Here is an 18,677-nt window from a genome sequence, read left to right on the forward strand (position 1 = left end):
GGCCGCGCACCCCCCTGCAAGATCGGGTGCCGGGCGTGCTTCACTGGACGGTGCCCTTTGGGAATGTTCGTACCGTTGACGGAAGAGTGGATTGAGATGCTCCGCTACACGCTGATGCGCCTCGGGATCTTCGTGGGCTGCTTCGCGGCTGTCTGGGGCCTGGTCTACTTCGGCATCGTCCCGCGCGGCTTCGGCGCCTCCAACGGCATGTGGATGGTTCTGCTCGCCCTGGTGGTCTCCGCGCCGATCAGCTTCGTGGTCCTGCGGGGGGAGCGGGACCGCGCCTCCGCCCAGGTCGTCAAGCGGGTCGACCGCATGAAGGCCAACCTCGAGGCGAACGCCGCCCAGGAGGACGTCGCGGACGACGCCGCGCGGTCGCAGGGCCAGGCGCAGGGCCAGGCGTCGTAGACCTTGCAAGCGAGGGCCTGTTGAACATCCGCCCAACTACCCTTGCCCCATGGGTGCCGTGAAGACCAAGCGGATGCCGCGGGCGGTCCGTGAGCAGCAGATGATGGACGCCGCCGTGCGGACCTTCGGGCAGCGGGGGTACATGGCCGCGTCGATGGACGAGATCGCCGAACTGGCGGGCGTGTCCAAGCCGTTGGTCTATCTGTACCTGAACTCGAAGGAAGACCTGTTCACGGCCTGCATCCGCCGGGAGGCGAGGGCGCTCATCGAGGCGGTCCGGGCCGGTGTCCGGGACGAGCTGCCCGCCGACCGCCAACTCTGGGAAGGGCTGCGGGCGTTCTTCACGCACACCGCGCAGAACCCGGACGGCTGGGCGGTGCTGCATCTCCAGGCCCGTACGCGCGAGCCGTTCGCCGCCGAGGTGACCGCGATGCGCGAGGAGATCGTCGCGTTCGTGACGCAGCTGATCGTGGTCGCGGCCAGGGAGGCGCACCGCAACCCCAATCTGCCCGAGCGCGAGGTCGCCGGGCTCGCCGAGGCCCTCGTCGGCGCCGCCGAGTCCCTCGCCGCCTGGGCCAACGCCACCCCGGGCACCACGGCCCGGCAGGCGGCGGCCACGCTGATGAACTTCGCGTGGGCGGGGCTCGGCAACCTCATGGAGGGGCGGCCGTGGTCCCCGCCGGTCACGACGGAACCGGAGATCCCGGCGAGCCGGTAGCCGTCACCTCTTCCAGGAACGACACCGCCCGCTCACAGGCCTGCGGCCGCAGCCACCCGGTGACCACGGCGCAGGCCGCGATCTCGACACCCGTACCGGCCGGCACCAGCGGCAGCGTGTGCAGCACCGTCGAGGCGGCCCGACCCGGGCCCAGGGACCCCGGCCGCCTCGATCCCCGGGGCTTCGCCTGGCCCGAGCCGTTGGGCGCTGCCCGGTCCGATTCCCGGGGCTTCGCCTGGCCCGAGCCGTTGGGTGCTGCCCGGTCCGATTCCCGGGGCGCCGCCTGGCCCGAGCCGTTGGGCGCTGCCGGGCCCGAGCCCCGAGGTTCCGCCCAGCCCTATCCCCGCGGCGCTGCCCGGCCCGAGCCGTTGGGCGCTGCCCGGCCTGATCCCCGCGGCGCCGCCTGGCCCGAGCCGTTGGGCGCTGCCCGACCCGACTCCGGAGGCTTCGCCCGGCCCAAGCCGTTGGGCGCTGCCCGGCCTGATCCCCGCGGCGCCGCCTGGCCCGAGCCGTTGGGCGCTGCCCGGGCTGATTCCCGAGGCCGAGGCTTCGCCCAGCCCGAGCCGTTGGGCGCTGCCTGGCCCGACTCCCGAGGTTCCGCCAGGCCCGGGCCCCGAGGTTCCGCCAGGCCCGAGCCCCGAGGTTCCGCCGGGCCCGACTCCCGAGGTTCCGCCGGGCCCGAGCCCCGAGGCGCTGCCCGGCCCGACCCCCGAGGCTCCGCCCGGCCCGAGCCCCGAGGTTCCGCCAACCGCGACCCCGCTCACCCCGCCCCCCACCGACGCAGCGCCGGCGCCACCCGCTGGTGACCCATTCGGTACAGCTTCATCGCGCCGCGGCCCGCGACCCTTCGTACGGCCTTGCCGGCTCGGCCTGCGCCGCTCGTGCCCAGTGGGGTGGGCAGTGGGCGGCCCTTCTCGTCGAAGCCGTTGCTGCGGAGGATGCCGGTGAGGTAGATGTCCGCGGTCTGCGGGGAGTAGTACGGCTGCAGCGTCGGCAGCGGGCCCGCGGCGCGCAGTGCGGTGATGCGGGCGCGGGCAGCCGCGTACGGGTCCGTCTTGCCGATGCCCTGTGCCGCCGCCCACGCGGGGTCCGGCTGCGGCAGCGCGCCCGCGTCGATGTCGTCCCAGGACGCGAGGCAGCCGGAGCGCACGAAGTAGTGGTTGCCGTGCGCCTCGCGGACGCCGACGTCGGTAAGGATCGCCGTGGGGATGCGCCGGTGCATCGACTCCAGGGCGGCCGTGGAGCTGACGGTGACGAGCAGGTCGGTGCGGTCGAGGACCTCGCCCATGTTGCCGTAGACCAGCCGGAGGTTGGCGGGGGCGGGCTCGGCCAGCTCGTCGACCAGGAGCTGGTACGGGTCGGCCTCGACGTGGGTGGTCTGTTCGCCGGGCATGCTGCGCAGCTTGATCAGCACCTGCCGGTCGGGGCAGCGGCGTGCGTGCGCCGCCGCCCGCTCCAACAGCCGTAGCCGCCCCTGCCGTTCCTTGGGCACCGACGGCTGGACGGCGAAGGTGACCGTGAACGGCCGGTCGGAGGACGGACGGTACGGCTCGCCGCCCAGGAACGGCAGCGCGCACTCCACCACCGAGTCCGGGTCGACGCCGACGTTCTCGAACACGGAGCGGAAACGCCCGGCGTCGTAGGCGGAGTTGGCGAGCACGAGGTCCGTGCCGGCGCGGGTCATGAGCCCGTCGACCATCTTCTCGTAGACGACCCCGACGTACCCGCTGACCGTGACCGGCCTGTGCTCGCGCCCCTCCCACGCCAGCCCCAGGCTGTGCGTGAGCGCCAGGACCGTACCGCCGAGGACGGCCAGGACGACGATGTCGGCGCTCGCGAGCTCCTCGTCGTCGACCAGCTCGGCGGCCGACAGCACGCGCTGAGTGTCGGGCACGATCCCGACCTCGGCGAGCTGCCGCTCGGTCGGGGTGGACCGGCCCCGCAGGAAGCAGGCGTCGAGCGCGTGCCCGGGAGCGATCTGCCGCGCCACCGAGGCGCCCCACTTCCAACGGGTGTCCGAATCCGCGAGTACGGCGATACGTCTGGGAGGCATGGCTCGGCGCCCTTCGTGCAGTGGATCAGGAGGGGTGAGGGTGCGCCGAGGCTAGGAGCCGTGTCTGGGTGCCGGATGAGCGATCCCTTGAAGGAACCTTGGGCAAGCTTGGGGGTGACTGTGAGAGATTCCTCAATTGCCCGGTTTTTCCAGCGAGTTCCCGACCGGCAGGCAGGCGCAGGTCGCCCACTGTTCGCCTGATGTTCACGGGTGTTCTCGGAACCCGGGGGTGCAAGCGTTCCTCACATGACAGCTGTCATGCACAAAGGCGGACGCCGGGCACTGGGGGAGCGGAGCCTGCGCCCGTACGTTCTCTCCCATGACGAAGAGCGACGGGGCGGACCCGCAGAAGACCGACATCAGGGTGAGCGTCATCGGCGGTCACCGCCTCAAGGGCGAGACCCTCCACGAGCGCACTCTCACGGTGTCCCTCATCGGCGGCGCCGACGTGGACCTCACGGACATCGACATCCCCGACGGCGCCGAACTGCGCATCACCAAGCTCAGCCTGATCGGCGGCGTCAGCCTCAAGGTCCGCCCCGACGTGCGCGTCGAGGTCCACGGCATCCGCCTGGGCGGCGTGAAGGACGACGGCCCGACCGAACCCGGCGGGCCGACCGTCCGCATCGACGCCTGGGGACTGATCGGCGGCGTCGCCGTCAGCCGCGGCTGAGGCCCTCCACCGCGCCGGTCACATGCACGCGCTCCCCGCCGCGCAGTTCGAAGCGGCCTCCGTCCGCCGCATACGTCACCGTCCCCGGCAGCAACACCGGGGCCCTGAACTCGGCTTCCAGGCGGGCGTGTTCGGGCGCCCCGTGTGCGGCGAGGCAGCGGGCGACCGTCCACATGCCGTGAACGATGGCGCGCGGGAAGCCGAACAGGCGGGCGGTGAGGGGGTGCAGATGGATGGGGTTGCGGTCGCCGGAGGCGGCGCCGTAGCGCCGTCCGACATCGGCGCCGAGCCGCCACTCGGCAATGGCGGGCAGCGGCTCCCGGTCGGTCCTGGGCGCCTCACTCGCCTGCTTGGTCCGGTGCCGTGCCAGATACGTGCTCCGCGACTCCCATACGACGTCCCCGCCGTCCCGCACCTCGGTGATCACCGAGGCCTCGGTCCCGCGCCGATGCGGCTCCAACCCGCCCACGTACACGGCGAGTTCGTACTCCCCGGTCGCGGTCAGCGTCCGCCGCCGGGTGATCTCGATCGACGTGTGGACGAGCCCGAGCAGCGGCAGCGGAAAGCCCCGGTCGCTCATCAGCCGCATGGCCAGCGGAAAGCCCAGCACATGCGGATACGTCAGCGGCAGCGCGTCGTCGCCGGTCGCGAAGCCGCACACCCGCTCGTACGCAGCCAGCCGCGCCAGGTCGATGCGCAGGGCGGGCAGGACGAGCCGGTCGCGGGGGAAGTCCGCGTCCGGGCGCGGCCGTTTGAAGGGGGACAGCAGGGCGCCGCGCGCGAGCAGCGGCGTGAGCGCGGGAGTCTGGGGCAGGACCACGGACGTCGACATCACGCCCCCAGCAGGCTCTGGCCGCAGACCCGTACGACCTGCCCGTTGACCGCACCCGACGCCGGGTGCGCGAGCCAGGTCGTGGTCTCGGCGACGTCGGCCGGAAGACCGCCCTGCGCAAGGGAGTTCATCCGGCGGCCCGCCTCACGGATGAACAGCGGGATCGCGGCAGTCATCTTCGTCTCGATGAACCCGGGCGCGACCGCGTTCACGGTCACCCCGTGCTCGGCGAGCGCCCGCGGCGCGAGGGCGCGCACCAGGCCGACGACGCCCGCCTTGCTCGCGCCGTAGTTCGTCTGACCCGCGTTCCCCGCGAGTCCGGCGATGGAGGCCGTGCCGACGATGCGCCCGCCCGGCCTGAGCGCCCCGGCCGCGAGCAGCGCGTCCGTCGTCCGCAGCACGCTCGCCAGATTGACGTCGAGCACCGAACTCCAGCGCTCCGCGGGCATGTTGACCAGCCGCCGGTCGCGAGTGATCCCCGCGTTGTGGACGAGGACGTCGAGGCCCTCCGGCAGCGCGTCCGCGATCCGCGCACCCGCGTCGGCCGCCGTGATGTCGAGCGCGAGGGCGCTGCCGCCGAGCCGTTCGGCGACCCGCCGGGCGTCCTCCTCGGCCTGCGGAACGTCCAGTACGACGACCCTGGCGCCGTCCCGCGCCAGCGTCTCGGCGACCGCCTCACCGATTCCGCGGGCGGCACCGGTGACCAGGGCGGTGCGCCCGGCGAGCGGACGCTCCCAGTCGACGGTGACCTCCTGCGCCGTACCGACCCCGATCACCTGGCCGCTGACGTACGCGGACCTGGGGGAGAGCAGGAAGCGGAGGGTCGACTCGGCGGCGGCCGCGTCGGTCACCCGCAGGAGGTTCACGGTCCGCCCCCGCCCGATCTCCTTGCCGAGCGAGCGCACGAACCCCTCCAACGCCTGCTGTACGGCGGCCTGATGGTGGTCGTCGGCGTCGAGTGGCGCGCCCAGCACGACGATCCGGCCGCTGCTCGCGACCGACCGCACGACAGGGTGGAGCGCCGCGTGCACCTCGGCGAGCGCGTCGACGTCCCGCACCCCCGTGGCGTCGAGGACGAGGGCGGCCGGGCGCTCGGTCCCGGTCTGCAGTCCCGTACGGGAAAGGACGGGATCGAGGTCGAGGTCCGACTTGCCGGCGGTGAGATGGAGCAGGCCGCCGCCGGTCAGGGACGGGTGCTGCGGGGACCAGCGCTGGAGCGGGGCGGGTTGGGGGAGCCCGAGTCTGCGGGTCAGGAAGCGGCCGGGTGCGGTGCCGGTGAAGCTCAGGTAGCGGTCGGCCATGTCCGTACTCCCCACGCGAATGCCTGCTTACTCCAGAGTCAGGTTACCCGAGGTAAGTGGGGGTCGGGAGGTGAAAAATGTTCAACATACCGCCCGGTAGGGTGTCTTCGGCCAGAAAAGCCACGAGGCTGCACATCCCCGATGCATCCCCGCCGCCGGACAATCGTCGAACCCTCACCGGGTCATCACGCGAGCGCCGTACGATCTGCTCTCCTGACCTGCGGCAACTCCCCCGCAGGGCAACTCCGTTGAACCTCTGGAGTCGCCCGTGTCCACCCCCCACCCGCCGGCTGTTCCCATGGCGGTCCACTCCACGACGTACGACGGCACACCGGTCCTCGTGGAGCCCGCGATACGGCGGCTGGACGGCGCGGTGCGCGAGGTCTCCGTGCCGCCCTTCGCCCCGCCACTGACGCACGGCTCGCTGGCCGAGCTGCCGTTCGACAACGCGCGCATCGCCCCCGAGGACAAGGTCCTCAGCCGCCGTACCGAGTCGGGCAAGTGGACGCATGTGACGGCGGCCCGGTTCGCCGACGAGGTCCTGGCGACGGCGAAGGGGCTGATCGCCGAAGGGCTGGCACCGGGGGACCGGATCGCCGTCATGGCGCGGACCGTCTATGAGTGGACGCTCCTCGACTTCGCCGCCTGGGCCTGCGGCCTGGTCACCGTTCCGATCTACCCCACCTCCTCCGTCTTCCAGACCCGGTGGATCCTGCAGGACTCCGGCGCCGTCGCCCTCGTCACGGAGACCGCCGCCCAGGCGGCGGCCCTGGGCCCGGAGCTGAACCGCATCCCGGACCTGCGCCATCTGTGGGTCATGGACAAGGGCCACGTGGAGCGCCTCGCGGAGCACGGGGCGGACGTACGGGACCAGGAAGTGGCCGTACGGCGCGGGATGCTGGGCCCCGACACCGTGGCCACCGTCGTCTACACCTCGGGCACGACCGGCCGCCCCAAGGGCTGCGTGATCAGTCACGGCAACTTCTTCGCCGAGGTCGACAACGCGATCGAGCTCCTCTACCCCGTCTTCCGGGCGCGCACGAGCGAGGAAGCGGCGATCCTGCACTTCCTTCCCATGTCGCACATCTTCGGGCGCATGGTGGCGGTCGCCTGCATCCGCGCGCGGGTGCGCCTGGGTCACGCCCCGAGCCTGAAGTCGGAGGAACTGCTGCCGGACCTGGCGAGCTTCAGGCCGACCTGTCTCGTCGCCATCCCGTACATGCTGGAGAAGGTCTTCAACGTGGCCCGCGCGCGGGCCGAGACCGGCGGCCGGGTCACCGCCTTCGACCGTGCGGTGGGCGTGGCCTGCCGTTACGGCGACGCGCGGGAGGCCCGCGCGGCCGGCACCGGCCCGGGACCGAGCGCCGCGCTGAAGGCGGCCCGCACCTTCTACGACCCCCTCGTCTACCGCCGTATCCGCAACGCCATGGGCGGCAGGGTCCGCTACATGATCTGCGGCGGCTCCCCGCTGGGCAGGCGTCTGGCGGCGTTCTACGCGGGCGCGGGCATAGAGATCTACGAGGGCTACGGCCTGACGGAGACGACCGGCGCCGCGACAGTGACCCCGCCGCTCAAGCCCCGGCTGGGCACGGTCGGCTGGCCCCTGCCCGGCACGAAGGTCCGGATAGCCGCAGACGGCGAGATACTGCTCTCCGGCGGCCACGTCCTGCGGGGCTACTGGGACCCGAACGCGGGCGGAGTCGTCCCCGCGACCGCCGACGGCTGGCTCCCCACCGGCGACATCGGCCGCCTGGACGAGGAGGGCTACCTCTACATCACCGGCCGCAAGAAGGAGATGCTGATCACGGCGGGCGGCAAGAGCGTCGCCCCGGCCCCGCTGGAGAACTGGCTGCGCGCGCATCCCCTGATCTCCCAGGTGATGGTGGTGGGCGACCGCCGCCCCTACGTCGGAGCCCTGGTCACCCTCGACATGGAGGGCATCGCCCACTGGCGCCGCATGCACGGCAAGCACCCCGCCGTCACGGCGGAACTCATCCTGGACGACGAGGAGTTGAGGGCGGTTCTGCAGCGGGCGGTCGACGAGGCCAACAAGCTGGTCTCCCGCCCGGAGTCCATCCGCCGCTTCACCGTCCTCCCCGTCGACTTCACGGAGGAGGCGGGGCATCTGACACCGTCGATGAAGCTGCGGCGGCAGGCGATCGCCGAGGACTTCGCGGCACAGATCGAGCAGCTCTACGACCCCTACGGCACGGCCCGCAGATAGCCGCCGTCGGCCCGGCCTGCCGTGGAGGCTGCACAGGCCCGTCTCCGGACCAACCCCGAACCCGCACCAACTCCCCATCGAAGCGCCGTACGATCGCCGTCGTAACCCGCGGTAACTCCCCAGCCGCACACCGCCGGTGAATGAATCGGTACGCACTGCACGTATCACAACAGCAGAGCGGAACCGAGCTGCACGCCCCAGGAGCTGCCATGTCCGTGCCCGTGCCCTACCCGTCCGCGTCCGACTACGACGGCGTGCCCCAGCTGGTGCAGCCCGAGATCCGGCGACTGGACGGCGAGGTGCGCGAGACGTCGGTTCCGCCACTCGTCCCGCCGCCCACCCACGGCTCGCTCGCCGACCTGCCGTTCGACAACGCGGACGCGGCGCCGGACGCGCGGGTCCTCAGCCGCCGTACGCAGGACGGCGGTTGGACGGACGTGACGGCGGCGGAGTTCGCCGAGCAGGTCCTGTCCCTGGCCAAGGGTCTGATCTCGGAGGGGCTGGTCCCCGGCGACCGGATCGCCGTCATGGCGCGGACGATCTACGAGTGGACGCTCCTCGACTTCGCCGCGTGGGCCGCCGGCCTGGTGACCGTCCCGATCTACCCCACCTCCTCCGTCTACCAGACCCGGTGGATCCTCCAGGACTCCGGTGCGGTGGCCCTGGTGACGGAGACGGCGTCCCAGGCGGCGGCGCTGGGCCCGGAGTTGAGCCGGCTGCCGGACCTGCGGCACATGTGGATCGTGGAGAAGGGCCACCTGGAGCGGGTGGCGGAACTGGGCCGGCCGGTCCCCGACCAGGAAGTCGCCGTACGGCGCGGGATGTTGGTCCCCGACACCCTCGCGACGGTCATCTACACCTCGGGCACGACGGGCCGCCCGAAAGGCTGTGTCCTCACGCACGGCAACTTCCTGGCCGAGGTCGACAACGCGATCGAACTCCTCTACCCCATCTTCAAATCGAAGGCGGACGACCCCGCCACCCTCCTCTTCCTCCCCATCTCGCACGTCTTCGGCCGGATGGTGGCGATCGCGTGCGTCCGCGCCCGGGTCCGCCTGGGCCACGCCCCGAGCCTCCAGTCCGAGGACCTCCTCGCGGACCTGGGGACCTTCCGCCCGACCTTCCTGCTCTGCATCCCGTACATGCTGGAGAAGGTCTTCAACAACGCACGCGCCAAGGCGGAGGCGGGCGGCCGGGCAAGCGCCTTCGACCGGGCGGCGGGCGTGGCGGTCCGCTACGGCGAGGCGCTGGAGGCGCGAGCGGCAGGCACGGGCTCGGGGCCAGGTGCCTCACTGAAGACGGCCCGAGCCTTCTACGACCCTCTCGTCTACCGCCGTATCCGCAACGCCATGGGCGGCCGCATCCGCCACCTGATCTCGGGCGGCTCCCCACTGGGCCGCCGTCTGGCGGCGTTCTACGCGGGCGCGGGAATGGAGATCTACGAGGGCTACGGCCTGACGGAGACGACAGGCGCCGCCACCGTCACCCCGCCCCTCAAACCCCGCCTGGGCACGGTGGGTTGGCCTATGCCCGGCACGAAGGTCCGCATCGCGGCCGACGGCGAGATCCTCCTGGCCGGGGGCCAGGTCTTCCGCGGCTACTGGGACCCGCACGGTGGCGGGGTCATCCCCGCCTCGGCGGACGGCTGGTTCCCGACGGGCGACATCGGGCGCCTGGACGACGAGGGCTATCTGACGATCACGGGCCGCAAGAAGGAAATCCTGATCACGGCGGGCGGCAAGAACACGGCGCCGGCCCCGCTGGAGAACTGGCTGCGCGCGCACCCCCTGATCTCCCAGGTCATGGTGGTCGGCGACGCCCGCCCCTACATCGCCGCCCTCATCACCCTCGACCTGGAGGGCGTCACCCACTGGCGCCGCATGAACGGCAAGCACCCCGTCCCGGCAGAACTCCTGGTCGACGACGAGGAGTTGCGGGCAATCCTCCAAAGGGCGGTCGACGAGGCCAACAAACTTGTCTCCCGACCGGAGTCCATCCGCCGCTTCACGATCCTCCCGAAGGACTTCACGGAGGAGGCGGGCCACCTGACCCCGTCGATGAAGCTGCGCCGCCAGAACGTGATGCGGGACTTCGCGACGGAGGTGGAGGGCCTGTACGTGCGGTGAGAAGCGGGCCACCGACCACGGAGCCCCGGGCCACGTCAGGAGGTGAGCCGGTCGAGTTCCTCACCGATCGCATCCCGTAGCGGGTCGTGTTGCGGCCCGAGCACATGGCGCTCGTCCTGCCACCGCTCACGCGGATACAGCCACACGGGCCTGCCCACGAGCTCGTCCGGCTCCCAGCCGAACCGCGGCCAGACGTGCGCGTGCAGGAACGGGTCGGTGTTCCCGAGGATCTCGAGATTGACCCGCCGGAACGCGGGATCCAGCCGGCCGCACGCGCGCTCGACGGCCTCGCCCAGCCGGTCCATGTCGCACAGGAACGCCAGCCGCTTCTTCTTCGGCAGCTCCGACAGCCGTTGCACCGCAGGGTCGTCCACCAGGAGAACGGAGTACCCCGGGAGGAACTGCACGTCCCCGATCACCGCGAACCCCGCCTGCAGCCGCCTGAGTACCGTCGGGTTCTCGCCCCGGAGCGCGGTGCCGATCCGGTCCCGCCGCCAGTCGCTCAAGGCACCAGTTCCGTCAACGGCGGCGTAGGCGGCGGTGTGCCGTAGCGGATGTACCACTCGGTGGACATCGTCCTCGCCCGGTCCTCCGGTGGCAGTGCTGCGAGGCGGCCCGGGAGGGCGCCTCGTTCCACCTCGCTGTGGTGGGAGAGTACGGCGGCGAGTTTCTGGTCGAGCCAGGGGGTGACGTCCACCGCTGCGGTGATCCACTCGTCCGGGACGCTGTGCGGCGTCCTGCCCGGGCGGAGCAGGACGTGGGTCAGTGCGCGGGCGGTGGAGTCGGGGTGGGTGGCCAGGTAGAGGGCGCTCGGCTGCCAAGGGGCGCCGGTGTCCGGGTAGAGGCGGGGCCAGGCGGCCGCCTGGAACGCCAGTACCGTCAAGCGGTGGGTGTGGACGTGGTCCGGGTGGCCGCTCAGTCCGCCGTACGCGTCGTGCGTGACCACGATGTCCGGTCGGAACTCCCTGATGTGCGCGACCAGTTGGCCCACCGCCTCGTCCAGCGGCGCATCGCACAACCGCACACCGCCCGGCGCCGACTCCGGCACCCGCGCATCGGCGTACCCGAGCATCCGCGGCTTCCCGGCCCCGAGATGACGCAACGCCTCCGCCAACTCCTGTGCACGCCAAGTGCTTTCCGCCCACGTCGCCGTGACGACCGCGGTCCGCGCCCCCGACGCCGCATGCCGCGCGAGCACGCCGCCCGCCGACAGGGACTCGTCGTCCGGGTGCGCGAAGACCGCGAGAAGGCTGGGGAGGGGCACGGCTACGCCGCCTTGCGTGCGATCAGGAAGGCCTGCTGGACCGACTCCTCGAGCGCCTCGTCCGGTTCGCGCACGGCCTGGGAGTGGAGGGCGAAACCCGCCGTCGTCAGCAGCTCCACGAGCTGCTCCGGACGCCGCCGTTGGAACTCCAGGGAGACGGGGTGCCCCCACGGCCTGTCGTGGCGGCGCGGCACGTCCCCCGCCTGGAAACCGAGCAGCAGATGGCCGCCGGGGCGCAGCACCCGGTGGAACTCGCCGAAGAGGGACGGGAGTCGGTCCACAGGGGTGTGGATGGAGGAGTACCAGGACACGACACCGGCGAGGCTGCCGTCCGTGTGCCCGAGCTCCAGCATCGAGCCCTTCTCGAACCGCAACTCCGGATTCTCCCGGCGCGCGATCGCCAGCATCGACTCCGACAGATCGAGCCCGTGCACATCCAGCCCCAACGAGGCGAGGAACCCGGTGGCCCGCCCCGGCCCGCACCCCAGATCGGCCACCTCCCCCTCACTGCCCACGAGTTCGGCGTAGAGCGCGAGCACGGCCCGCTCCAACGGCCTGCCGGCGAGCTCGTCCCGGAAACGGTCCGCGTAGTCCTCGGCGATGGCGTCGTAGAAGGTGCGCGTGGCGGTGAGGAAGTCGCTGTCGGTCATGGCTCGGGACCGTACAGGCGCCCACTGACAATCCCCCCGCACGCCACACGAGCCGCCGCCCTTTCAAGCCAGCCCCGCCATCGGCCCCTCAAGCCCTCCGGTACCGGCTCTTCGGGCCCTCCAGTACCGGCTCCTCAAGCTCCCGCGACCGGCTCTTCAAGCTCCCGACTACCGGCCCCTCAAGCCTCCACCACCGACTCCCCAAGCCCCCAACGCCGGTCTCCTACGCCATCCCCGCTACCGGCCCTTCAAGCCCACGGCCAGCTCTTCAGGCTCCCCGCGGCCGGCTCTTCAGGTTCCCCGCGACCGGCTCCTGAAGCTCCCCGCGGCCGGCTCCTCAAGCCTTCACCGCCGGTCTCCACGCCATCCCCGCGACCGGCTCTTCAGGTTCCCCGCGACCGGCTCCTGAAGCTCTCCGCGACCGGCTCCTCAAGCCTTCACCCCTGTCTCCTACGCCATCCCCGCCACCGGCTCTTCAAGCTCCCCACCACCGACTCCCCAAGCTCCCCACCACCGACTCCCCAAGCTCCCCACCGCCGGTGTCCCACGCCATCCCCGCCACCGGCTCTTCAAGCTCCCCACCACCGACTCCCCAAGCCCCCCACCGCCGGTGTCCCACACCATCCCCGCCACCGGCTCTTCAAGCTCCCCACCGCCGGTGTCCCACGCCATCCCCGCGACCGGCTCTTCAGGTTCCCCGCGACCGGCTCCTGAAGCTCCCCGCGGCCGGCTCCTCAAGCCTTCACCCCCGGTCTTCCACACCATCCCCGCCACCGGCTCTTCAAGCTCCCCACCACCGACTCCCCAAGCCCCCCACCGCCGGTCTCCCACACCACCCCCGCCACCGGCCCCTCAAGCCCCCACCACCGACCTCTCACCCCGCCCCCACCGCCCGCAACACCCCCGCCGCCCCTGCAGCCCCCAGCACCACCACCACGAACGGCGCCCTCCGCCACGCCAGCACACCCCCGACCAGCACCCCGGCCGGCCGTGCCCACCCGGCGAAACCCCCGGCCTCCGTCAACGCCCCCGTCGCCAGCAGCGCGACCAGCAGGACGATCGCCCCCGCCGACAGCAACTCCTGTACCCGGTCCGGGAGCTCGACTCGCCCGTGCAGTACGGGCCCCACCAGCCGGAAGGCATACGTCCCGACCGCCAGCGCCAGCACCATGATCACGGCGGTGCTCACGCCGCCCCCACCTCGTTCACATTCGCGCCCTTCCCGCCGAGCCGCCCGTACAGAACCAGTCCCGCCGTCGCCAGCAGCACCGGCACCCCCGCCGGCACGGCCGGAGTCACCGTCAGCGCGATCACCGCGCCGAGCAGCGCGCACCGCCGCACCCGGGCGTCCCCGCGCAGGGTCGGCAGCACCAGCGCCACCAGCACCGCGGGAAAGGCCGCGTCCAGTCCGTACGCCGCGGTGTCGCCCAGCGCACCTCCGGCCAGCGCTCCGGCCAGGACGCCCACGTTCCATACGACGAACAGGCCGATCCCCGAGACCCAGAACGCCGCCCGTCGCCGTACCGGATCCGGCTGGGCGAGTGCGAAGGCCACCGACTCGTCGGTCACCAGATGGGCGCCGACCAGACGGGCGAGCCGCCCCCGGCCGAGCGTGTCGGCGATCGCGAGGCCGAAGGCGGCCGTACGGGTGTTGAGGAGCAGCCCGGTCGCCGCCGCGGCCAGCGGACCGCCCCCGGCGAGCAGTACGCCGACCGCGCTGAACTGCGCCGAGCCCGCGTACACGACGAGCGACATCACCACTGGCACCCACACCGGCAGACCCCCGGCGACCGAGATCGCACCGAAGGAGACACCGACGACACCGCCGGCCAGCCAGACGAGCGAGCTGTCACGGACGAGGTCACTGCTGAGATGTCTGCTGAGTGTTCGTTGCAGCGAACGCATGTTTTCTACGATGGACAGCAGTCGCCCCGTTCGTCAAGGCGAACAATCGTACCGATGGAGCGAACGTCATGCCCGATGCACCGCCCCCGCCGTCCCGTCTGCCGCTCGACTGGATCGCCGCCTCCCTGCGCCGCGAACGGACCCGCGCAGGCCTGTCGCTGTCCGAGCTGGCCAAGCGGGCGGGAATCGCGAAGTCGACGTTGTCGCAGTTGGAGGCGGCCGGCGGGAACCCGAGCATGGAGACGATCTGGGCGCTGGCGGTGGCGCTCGGCGTGCCGTTCAGCGCACTGGTCGAGCCGCCCGCACCGGCCGTCCAGGTGATCCGCGCGGGCGAGGGCCCCACCGTCCACTCCGAGCAGTCCAGTTACACGGCCACGCTGCTGTCGGCCGGCCCGCCGGGCGCGCGGCGGGACATCTACCACGTCTGGCTGGAGCCCGGCACCGTACGCGACTCGCAGCCGCACATTCCGGGGACGGTGGAGCACATCGTGGTGAGCGGGGGGAGGGTGAAGGCGGGGCCGGAAGGGGAGCAGGTGGAGCTCGGGCCCGGAGATTTCCTGGCCTATCGGGGGGACGTGCCGCACTCGTACGAGGCGCTGGCGCCCGGGACGACGTTCGTGCTGGTCATGCAGCACATCTGAGTGCACGCGGCAAAGGCAGGAGCCCCGTTGCCTTGCGGCACGGGGCTCCTTGGGTACTGCTATCAGTTCCGGATCAAAGCACCAGGCTCCGAGACCGAATCAGACGGGGGTGACGTTCTCCGCCTGCGGGCCCTTCGGGCCCTGGGTCACGTCGAAGGAGACCTGCTGGTTCTCCTCCAGCGAGCGGAAGCCGCTCGCGTTGATGGCGGAGTAGTGGACGAAGACGTCCGGGCCGCCACCTTCCTGGGCGATGAAGCCAAAGCCCTTTTCGGCGTTGAACCACTTCACGGTTCCGGTAGCCATAAGCCCTCCTTGGGCCCAAAGGGTTGCCCTGCTCCAGAACCTGCAAGTGTGAAAACAGTGCTGCACAACTGCATACTTCTGAAAACGACGAGAGCCCGCGGTTACATGCTCCGCAGGCTCTGTACTGCAAGGGAAACCAAACTGCAACTTGCGGCGAGCCTAGCACGTGGGCAGCCGAAAGCAATAGAGGTCAAGATCACGTCACTCGGACGTTTGAAGATCAAGTGGAGATTGACTCCGGGGGTGAAGTCTGGAGCGTACCCCACAGGGTCTAGCCTCGCGATGTGGACAATTCTCGCACCCGGCCGCGCGTCGGCCACATCCAGTTCCTGAACTGCCTGCCCCTGTACTGGGGGCTTGCGAGGACGGGCACGCTCCTCGACTTCGAGCTGACGAAGGACACCCCGGAGAAGCTCAGCGAGCAGTTGGTGCAGGGAGACCTCGACATCGGGCCCATCACCCTGGTCGAGTTCCTCAGGAACGCGGACGACCTGGTCGCCTTCCCGGACATTGCGGTGGGATGCGACGGCCCGGTGATGTCCTGCGTGATCGTCTCGCAGGTCCCGCTGGACGAGCTGGACGGCGCCCGGGTCGCGCTCGGTTCGACCTCGCGCACGTCGGTCCGCCTGGCCCAGCTCCTCCTGGCCGAGCGCTACGGCGTCCAGCCCGACTACTACACCTGCCCGCCCGACCTCAGCCTGATGATGCAGGAGGCCGAGGCGGCCGTACTCATCGGAGACGCGGCACTGCGGGCGAACCTGCTCGACGGACCGCGCTTCGGCCTCGAGGTGCACGACCTCGGCTCGCTCTGGAAGGAGTGGACCGGACTGCCGTTCGTGTTCGCGGTCTGGGCGGCGCGCCGGGACTACCTGGAGCGTGAGCCCGTCATCACCCGCCGCGTCCACGAGGCCTTCCTCGCCTCCCGCAACCTCTCCCTGGAGGAGGTCGGCAAGGTCGCCGAGCAGGCGGCCCGCTGGGAGGAGTTCGACGAGAAGGTCCTGGAGCGGTACTTCACCACGCTCGACTTCCGGTTCGGCGGGCCGCAGCTGGCGGCGGTCGCGGAGTTCGCCCGGCGCGTCGGTCCGACGACGGGCTTCCCGGCGGACGTGAAGGTGGATCTGCTGGAGCCGTAGCCGCGGGGGAACGGCCCACTACCCTTTTCTCGTCATACGGGGGATACGGGGGGAGGGGTGGACGCCATGCAGCCGCTCGGAGTCGACGAGCCCACGGTCGTGGGGCCCTACCGGCTGCTCGGCCGGCTGGGCTCCGGCGGGATGGGCCGCGTCTACCTGGGCCGCAGCGCGGGCGGCCGTACGGTCGCGGTCAAGATCGTGCACCCGCACTTCGCCCTCGACGAGGAGTTCCGCGCCCGCTTCCGCCGCGAGGTCGAGGCGGCCCGCAGGGTCGGCGGCGCATGGACGGCCCCGGTGCTCGACGCCGACCCGGAGGCGGCCGTTCCGTGGGTCGCCACGGCCTATGCGGCGGGCCCGTCGCTGGCGGGCGCGGTGGCGGACGGGGGTCCGCTGCCTGCTCATTCGGTACGAGTTCTGGGTGCGGGCCTGGCCGAGGCGCTGACGGCGGTGCACGAACTGGGCCTGGTGCACCGGGACGTGAAGCCGTCGAACGTCCTGCTGACCCTCGACGGCCCCCTGCTGATCGACTTCGGCATCGCACGGGCCACGGACGGCACGGCCTCCCTCACCTCCACCGGCGTCTCGATCGGCTCACCCGGCTACATGTCCCCCGAGCAGATCCTCGGCAAGGGCGCCACGGGCGCGGCCGACGTCTTCTCGCTGGGCGCGGTACTGGCGTACGCGGCGACCGGGGAGCCGCCGTTCCCGGGCGACTCGTCCGCGGCCCTCCTCTACAAGGTCGTGCACGAGGAGCCCGAACTCGGCTCGCTGGAGGGCGAGTTGCGGGAGGTGGTGGAGGCGTGCCTGGCCAAGGACCCGGGCGCGCGGCCCTCTCCCGGGGAGGTGGCCCGGCGGTTGGCTCCCGAGGGAGCGGCTCGGCTGGTGGCGGGCGGATGGCTGCCCGGGACGCTGGTGGAGCGGGTGAGCCGTAGTGCCGTACAGCTGCTGAACCTGGAAGTGGCCCAAGACGAGGCGGCGTCGGGGCCGGTGGGGTTCAGCAGTCCCTCGGTCGGGGACGCGGTGACGGCCGGCGGGGAAGGGGCCGGGCAGTCGACGGTGGGGGAGTTCGGCCCGGCGCCGGTGATGGTCCCGCCCGCGCCGACGGTGGCGCCCTCGGTGCCGGAGCCGCGGGACGCACCGCCTGCCGAGCAGCGGCCGGGCAGGCTGTCGGTCTCCGTGGCGGCGACCTCCGAGCAGGGCACCGGCGGCCGCGGACGCCGCCTGAGCTGCACGGTGGCACTGGCGGTCGCGGGCGCCCTGGCGGCGGTGACGGTGGGCTCGGTCTTCGTGTTCGACCTGCTGCCGGGCGGGGGCGGCGACAGCTCGGCGAGCGGCGATCAGGGGGCGTATTCGCCTGCGCCCAGCGCGACTTCGAGACCTTCGGGTACGACAGGCCCTTCGACGGGTACGACGCCGAGCGCTTCGTCCGGTACGACACCGGGCGACACGGCCAGCCAGCTGCCCGGCCCTTCGCCCGCCGTCCCCGCCGCCTACCTCGGCACCTGGGAGGGCCAGGCCCTCGCCCTGGACGGCACCCTCCCGGTGGGCACCTTCCGGCTGACCGTCCACCAGGCGGGCGTGGGCGAGGAGTTGGGCAGCCTCCGGCAGACGGACCAGCTCGGGGGCGTCTGCGACGACGTACTGACCGTGAAGACGGTGACGAAGAAGCAGATCGTCGCGACGTCGGTGGGCGCGAAGTCCAACCACGCGGGGTGCAACCCGGCGGCGCACACGGTGCGGTTGTCGCGGGTGGGGGACGACCTGAAGTACGTGTCGGACAGCGAGGCGGAGGGGAATCCTACGGCTCGGATGTCGAAGGTGAACTAGGGGATTCGGACGCGTACTTGATGAGCAGGGCGATCAGGAGGGCGGCGACCGCGAGGGTGGCGAGCAGGCCGACGGCCCACAGGTACGGGTACTCCTCGTGCACCCAGCAGGGGCCGCCCCGGCTGAGGCACTCGCCGTGCCAGTTCCGGCGCTGCTTGGGCCGCCAGGTCGCACCGATCACGCCCGCGATCAGATAGCCGGCGGCCAGTCCGGGAAGGGCCCCGGAGGCCCAGGCCAGCGAACGGGCCTTGCTCTTCTTCCAGTTCATGCGGGTCAGAGGCGCCACGAAGGCCGCGAAGACCACCGGCACGAGGGCACCCACGGTGGCGGCGAAGGCGTAGGCGCCGCCCGGCCAGGCAGGGGCGAACCGGCCCCAGATGTCATGGCCCCAGAACTGGTCGATGAAGATCAACGGAGCGAGGAGGACGAGGAAGACGGGGATCACCAGACACCCGAAGACCCAGCCCCCGCGCTCCTTCGGCTTCTCCGACCGAGGCCGACCGGGCCGATGCCGGTACTGCAGCGCCGCACCCGCCGCCTTCTTCCGCCTCGGCTTTGCCGATCCCCCGCCCATGCCCCGCCACCCTCACTCGTACCGTCGATCACTACTGTGTCTGCG

Annotated in this window: 18 protein-coding genes; 8 read left to right on the forward strand and 10 right to left on the reverse strand. The window is 71.8% G+C overall.

Annotated elements, in window-relative coordinates; all coding sequences use genetic code 11:
- Window positions 1-96 precede the first annotated feature (96 nt).
- The gene (locus tag ACFY1L_RS06715) at window positions 97-408 is read left to right on the forward strand and encodes a DUF4229 domain-containing protein (RefSeq protein WP_388819271.1); all 312 of its coding nucleotides are present in this window, start codon (window positions 97-99) and stop codon (window positions 406-408) included.
- Between the two features lie 49 nt (window positions 409-457).
- Window positions 458-1,126: a TetR/AcrR family transcriptional regulator gene (locus tag ACFY1L_RS06720; protein ID WP_388819274.1), complete on the forward strand. Its 669-nt coding sequence runs from the start codon at window positions 458-460 to the stop codon at window positions 1,124-1,126.
- Between the two features lie 760 nt (window positions 1,127-1,886).
- On the opposite strand, the gene ACFY1L_RS06725 is transcribed toward ACFY1L_RS06720, so the two are convergent.
- Window positions 1,887-3,179, reverse strand: coding sequence for a DUF6716 putative glycosyltransferase (locus ACFY1L_RS06725; RefSeq protein ID WP_388819277.1), 1,293 nt, complete (start codon window positions 3,177-3,179; stop codon window positions 1,887-1,889).
- A gap of 319 nt (window positions 3,180-3,498) precedes the next feature.
- On the opposite strand from ACFY1L_RS06725, the gene ACFY1L_RS06730 reads away from it, so the two are divergent.
- The gene (locus tag ACFY1L_RS06730; RefSeq protein ID WP_388819280.1) at window positions 3,499-3,852 is read left to right on the forward strand and encodes a hypothetical protein; all 354 of its coding nucleotides are present in this window, start codon (window positions 3,499-3,501) and stop codon (window positions 3,850-3,852) included.
- On the opposite strand, the gene ACFY1L_RS06735 is transcribed toward ACFY1L_RS06730, so the two are convergent.
- Both ACFY1L_RS06735 and ACFY1L_RS06740 read right to left on the reverse strand, forming a co-directional pair.
- Entirely contained in the window at window positions 3,839-4,684 is an 846-nt protein-coding gene (locus tag ACFY1L_RS06735) for a MaoC family dehydratase (RefSeq protein WP_388819282.1), read from the reverse strand. The genes ACFY1L_RS06730 and ACFY1L_RS06735 overlap by 14 nt on opposite strands.
- Window positions 4,684-5,985, reverse strand: a complete 1,302-nt coding sequence (locus tag ACFY1L_RS06740; protein WP_388819285.1) for a 3-oxoacyl-ACP reductase — start codon at window positions 5,983-5,985, stop codon at window positions 4,684-4,686. Before ACFY1L_RS06740 ends, ACFY1L_RS06735 begins: the two co-directional genes overlap by 1 nt.
- 268 nt (window positions 5,986-6,253) lie before the next feature.
- Here ACFY1L_RS06740 and ACFY1L_RS06745 point away from each other — a divergent pair, with 268 nt between their 5' ends.
- Entirely contained in the window at window positions 6,254-8,209 is a 1,956-nt protein-coding gene (locus ACFY1L_RS06745; protein WP_388819288.1) for an AMP-dependent synthetase/ligase, read from the forward strand.
- 209 nt (window positions 8,210-8,418) lie between these two features.
- Complete coding sequence (locus ACFY1L_RS06750; RefSeq protein ID WP_388819291.1) at window positions 8,419-10,335, forward strand: AMP-dependent synthetase/ligase; 1,917 nt, start codon at window positions 8,419-8,421, stop codon at window positions 10,333-10,335.
- A 35-nt stretch (window positions 10,336-10,370) separates the two neighbouring features.
- Here the strand turns inward: ACFY1L_RS06750 and ACFY1L_RS06755 are convergent, their stop codons facing one another.
- From ACFY1L_RS06755 to ACFY1L_RS06775, 5 genes are all read right to left on the reverse strand, one after another.
- A complete protein-coding gene (locus tag ACFY1L_RS06755) occupies window positions 10,371-10,841 on the reverse strand; it encodes a diadenosine tetraphosphate hydrolase (RefSeq protein ID WP_388819294.1) in 471 nt (156 codons plus the stop codon).
- Complete coding sequence (locus tag ACFY1L_RS06760; protein ID WP_388819297.1) at window positions 10,838-11,599, reverse strand: PIG-L deacetylase family protein; 762 nt, start codon at window positions 11,597-11,599, stop codon at window positions 10,838-10,840. The genes ACFY1L_RS06755 and ACFY1L_RS06760 overlap by 4 nt, the downstream gene beginning before the upstream one ends.
- 2 nt (window positions 11,600-11,601) lie before the next feature.
- Window positions 11,602-12,249: a class I SAM-dependent DNA methyltransferase gene (locus ACFY1L_RS06765; RefSeq protein ID WP_388819300.1), complete on the reverse strand. Its 648-nt coding sequence runs from the start codon at window positions 12,247-12,249 to the stop codon at window positions 11,602-11,604.
- A gap of 874 nt (window positions 12,250-13,123) precedes the next feature.
- Window positions 13,124-13,420 carry an AzlD domain-containing protein gene (locus tag ACFY1L_RS06770; RefSeq protein WP_388821105.1) on the reverse strand — a complete coding sequence of 99 codons (297 nt, stop codon included), beginning with the start codon at window positions 13,418-13,420 and terminating at the stop codon, window positions 13,124-13,126.
- A gap of 14 nt (window positions 13,421-13,434) precedes the next feature.
- Entirely contained in the window at window positions 13,435-14,154 is a 720-nt protein-coding gene (locus tag ACFY1L_RS06775) for an AzlC family ABC transporter permease (RefSeq protein ID WP_388819303.1), read from the reverse strand.
- Window positions 14,155-14,222: 68 nt separating this feature from the next.
- Here ACFY1L_RS06775 and ACFY1L_RS06780 point away from each other — a divergent pair, with 68 nt between their 5' ends.
- Complete coding sequence (locus ACFY1L_RS06780; protein ID WP_388819305.1) at window positions 14,223-14,795, forward strand: helix-turn-helix domain-containing protein; 573 nt, start codon at window positions 14,223-14,225, stop codon at window positions 14,793-14,795.
- Window positions 14,796-14,894: 99 nt separating this feature from the next.
- Here the strand turns inward: ACFY1L_RS06780 and ACFY1L_RS06785 are convergent, their stop codons facing one another.
- Entirely contained in the window at window positions 14,895-15,098 is a 204-nt protein-coding gene (locus tag ACFY1L_RS06785) for a cold-shock protein (protein ID WP_003992177.1), read from the reverse strand.
- 284 nt (window positions 15,099-15,382) lie between these two features.
- Between ACFY1L_RS06785 and ACFY1L_RS06790 the strand changes: the two genes are divergently transcribed.
- The gene (locus ACFY1L_RS06790; RefSeq protein WP_388819308.1) at window positions 15,383-16,231 is read left to right on the forward strand and encodes a menaquinone biosynthetic enzyme MqnA/MqnD family protein; all 849 of its coding nucleotides are present in this window, start codon (window positions 15,383-15,385) and stop codon (window positions 16,229-16,231) included.
- Between the two features lie 66 nt (window positions 16,232-16,297).
- On the forward strand, window positions 16,298-18,058 hold the full coding sequence (locus ACFY1L_RS06795) for a serine/threonine-protein kinase (protein ID WP_388819311.1): 1,761 nt from the start codon (window positions 16,298-16,300) through the stop codon (window positions 18,056-18,058).
- On the opposite strand, the gene ACFY1L_RS06800 is transcribed toward ACFY1L_RS06795, so the two are convergent.
- Window positions 18,030-18,632, reverse strand: a complete 603-nt coding sequence (locus ACFY1L_RS06800; RefSeq protein WP_388819314.1) for a hypothetical protein — start codon at window positions 18,630-18,632, stop codon at window positions 18,030-18,032. The two genes, ACFY1L_RS06795 and ACFY1L_RS06800, sit on opposite strands and share 29 nt — an antisense overlap.
- Window positions 18,633-18,677 lie beyond the last annotated feature (45 nt).

The organism is Streptomyces sp. NPDC001663 (genome assembly GCF_042893105.1).
GTDB lineage: Bacteria > Actinomycetota > Actinomycetes > Streptomycetales > Streptomycetaceae > Streptomyces.

Coding starts and splice junctions, on each gene's coding strand:
- ACFY1L_RS06715 (WP_388819271.1), top strand. CDS start 97: ATGCTCCGCTACACGCTGATGCGCCTCGGGATCTTCGTGGGCTGCTTC.
- ACFY1L_RS06720 (WP_388819274.1), top strand. CDS start 458: ATGGGTGCCGTGAAGACCAAGCGGATGCCGCGGGCGGTCCGTGAGCAG.
- ACFY1L_RS06725 (WP_388819277.1), bottom strand. CDS start 3,179: ATGCCTCCCAGACGTATCGCCGTACTCGCGGATTCGGACACCCGTTGG.
- ACFY1L_RS06730 (WP_388819280.1), top strand. CDS start 3,499: ATGACGAAGAGCGACGGGGCGGACCCGCAGAAGACCGACATCAGGGTG.
- ACFY1L_RS06735 (WP_388819282.1), bottom strand. CDS start 4,684: ATGTCGACGTCCGTGGTCCTGCCCCAGACTCCCGCGCTCACGCCGCTG.
- ACFY1L_RS06740 (WP_388819285.1), bottom strand. CDS start 5,985: ATGGCCGACCGCTACCTGAGCTTCACCGGCACCGCACCCGGCCGCTTC.
- ACFY1L_RS06750 (WP_388819291.1), top strand. CDS start 8,419: ATGTCCGTGCCCGTGCCCTACCCGTCCGCGTCCGACTACGACGGCGTG.
- ACFY1L_RS06765 (WP_388819300.1), bottom strand. CDS start 12,249: ATGACCGACAGCGACTTCCTCACCGCCACGCGCACCTTCTACGACGCC.
- ACFY1L_RS06770 (WP_388821105.1), bottom strand. CDS start 13,420: ATGGTGCTGGCGCTGGCGGTCGGGACGTATGCCTTCCGGCTGGTGGGG.
- ACFY1L_RS06775 (WP_388819303.1), bottom strand. CDS start 14,154: ATGCGTTCGCTGCAACGAACACTCAGCAGACATCTCAGCAGTGACCTC.
- ACFY1L_RS06780 (WP_388819305.1), top strand. CDS start 14,223: ATGCCCGATGCACCGCCCCCGCCGTCCCGTCTGCCGCTCGACTGGATC.
- ACFY1L_RS06785 (WP_003992177.1), bottom strand. CDS start 15,098: ATGGCTACCGGAACCGTGAAGTGGTTCAACGCCGAAAAGGGCTTTGGC.
- ACFY1L_RS06795 (WP_388819311.1), top strand. CDS start 16,298: ATGCAGCCGCTCGGAGTCGACGAGCCCACGGTCGTGGGGCCCTACCGG.
- ACFY1L_RS06800 (WP_388819314.1), bottom strand. CDS start 18,632: ATGGGCGGGGGATCGGCAAAGCCGAGGCGGAAGAAGGCGGCGGGTGCG.